Origin of the sequence: Mesorhizobium sp. M2A.F.Ca.ET.042.01.1.1, from assembly GCF_003997405.1 — a bacterium.
Classification (GTDB): Bacteria; Pseudomonadota; Alphaproteobacteria; order Rhizobiales; family Rhizobiaceae; genus Mesorhizobium.
Genome location: NZ_RZRX01000500.1, coordinates 1 through 1965 on the forward strand (window position 1 = coordinate 1; position 1965 = coordinate 1965).

Below are 1965 nucleotides of genomic sequence, written 5' to 3' on the forward strand. Positions count from 1 at the left end.
ATCGGCGCGTCTTCAAGCGCGTCGTCGACGCCGGCGCTGGCATAGAAGGCGAGCAGTTCGGCGATCTCGGCTGGTGTTCTGGGGGAGGCGGCAGTCATGGCGACACCATCGTCCGCGCGGTTCGAATTTGCAACCTCGGCGACTGCAATCTCCCCCCTTGAGGGGGAGATGGCCGGCAGGCCAGAGGGGGTCGGTTCGACTGGACTCGACGCATTGGACGCCGGCGCTTCACGCGCGGCGACCCCCTCTGTCGCCTTTGGCGACATCTCCCCCTCGAGGGGGGAGATTATCCGGTCGGAATCCTTGGATCCTGCACGATGTAGAACGTCCAGCGCGGCGTGTAGTCGGTGATCAGGAAATTGAAAGTTGCTGACTTCAGCGGATCGACCTTGCCGTCTTTGAACAGCAGCTGGTCATAGGGTTCGAACTTGCGCTCGAAATCGGCGAAATTGCTGGAGACGATATTGTCGGGCGTCTTGTTGCGCTGGTCGAAGGACAGGCCATCGCCGAACACGCTGGGCTGGCCGAGGATTTCCTGCAGCTCGAACTGAAACTCCACCCAGGGGAGCGCGCTGTTGTTGAGCACGTCGATGCGCATATACATCACGCTGTTGGCGACCTCGCCGGCCTTGCCGAAGGGCTCGATCGGCTTGATCGCGCGGATGGTCAGCGTCACCGGCGTCGCCGTGTTCAGCTCCTCCTTGATGACCAGCGGGTCTTCCTTGGTGCCGATGCCGGAAGCGCCGGTGATGCGGAAGCCGCCCAGCTCGTCGGAGAAGGAATAGGCGCCCGTCGCCCAGGCCTTCACCGGATCGGCCCAGACTTGCGTGGTCAAAAGTGCAGGCACGCTCAAAAAGAGGAGCGGAAGAACCGCCCGCCAGGCCAGGCCAGGCGTGAAGAGTAAGCGCTTTGATGGAAAGCCGGGCGGCCCTGGACTGCGCATGGCGCGAAGTATTGCCGATAACCAAGCCGTCGAACAATTAAAAACATGCAGGCGCCGCCTGGCCTGCCAACATGCCGGGTCTGGCCTATGCTTGGCCATGGCCTGTGCTGCTGCCGTTTCGTAGGAAAACCGCGACTTTTTGTCGAAATCGGCGTTGTCACGTCAGCGCCGGTTTCGCGTCGCGAATTGATGCGCTATGCAGCGCGTGAGCCAGCACAATGCGAGAATGCGGCAAGCTATAGAGGGGTCGATGAGCGATATCGAACGCGAAAGCATGGAATTCGACGTGGTGATCGTCGGCGCCGGTCCCGCCGGCCTCGCCGCGGCGATCCGCCTGAAGCAGCTCAACCCGGAACTCTCCGTCGTCGTGCTGGAGAAGGGCGGCGAGGTCGGCGCGCACATCCTGTCCGGCGCGGTCGTCGATCCGATCGGCATCGACCGGCTGCTGCCCGGCTGGCGCGAGGAAGGCGATCATCCCTTCAAGACGCCGGTAACGGCGGACCATTTCCTGGTGCTCGGCCCGGCCGGCTCCTTCCGTCTGCCCAATCTCCTGATGCCGCCGCTGATGAACAATCACGGCAATTACATCGTCTCGCTCGGCAATGTCTGCCGCTGGCTGGCGACCAAGGCCGAGGCGCTGGGCGTGGAGATCTATCCGGGCTTCGCCGCGGCCAGCCTCGTCTTTAACGAGGCCGGCGCCGTCACCGGCGTCATCACTGGCGACATGGGCATCGAGAAGGATGGCACGCATGGCCCGGCTTACGCGCCGGGTATGGCGCTGATGGGCAAATATGTGCTGATCGGCGAGGGCGCGCGGGGGTCCTTGGCCAAGCAATTGATCGCGAAGTACCAGCTTGCCGACGGCCGCGAGCCGGGCAAGTTCGGCATCGGCCTCAAGGAGCTTTGGCAGGTCAAGCCCGAGAACCACAAACCGGGTCTGGTGCAGCATTCCTTCGGCTGGCCGCTCGACATGAAGACCGGCGGCGGTTCCTTCCTCTACCATCTCGAGGACAACCAGGTGG

Annotated in this window: 2 protein-coding genes and 1 pseudogene; 1 reads left to right on the forward strand and 2 read right to left on the reverse strand. The window is 63.3% G+C overall.

The features are described 5' to 3' along the window. Window positions 1-98 (reverse strand): annotated as a pseudogene (locus EOA23_RS36785) (uracil-DNA glycosylase); the annotation flags it as partial. Window positions 99-286: 188 nt separating this feature from the next. After that, window positions 287-943, reverse strand: coding sequence for a hypothetical protein (locus EOA23_RS34205; protein WP_127307271.1), 657 nt, complete (start codon window positions 941-943; stop codon window positions 287-289). A 250-nt stretch (window positions 944-1193) separates the two neighbouring features. Here EOA23_RS34205 and EOA23_RS34210 point away from each other — a divergent pair. Continuing rightward, window positions 1194-1965 (forward strand): NAD(P)/FAD-dependent oxidoreductase (locus EOA23_RS34210; protein WP_145966594.1); only part of this gene is annotated, 772 nt, incomplete at its 3' end.

Excerpts from the sequence above, each read along its gene's own strand:
- EOA23_RS34205 (WP_127307271.1), bottom strand. The coding sequence starts at position 943 with ATGCGCAGTCCAGGGCCGCCCGGCTTTCCATCAAAGCGCTTACTCTTC.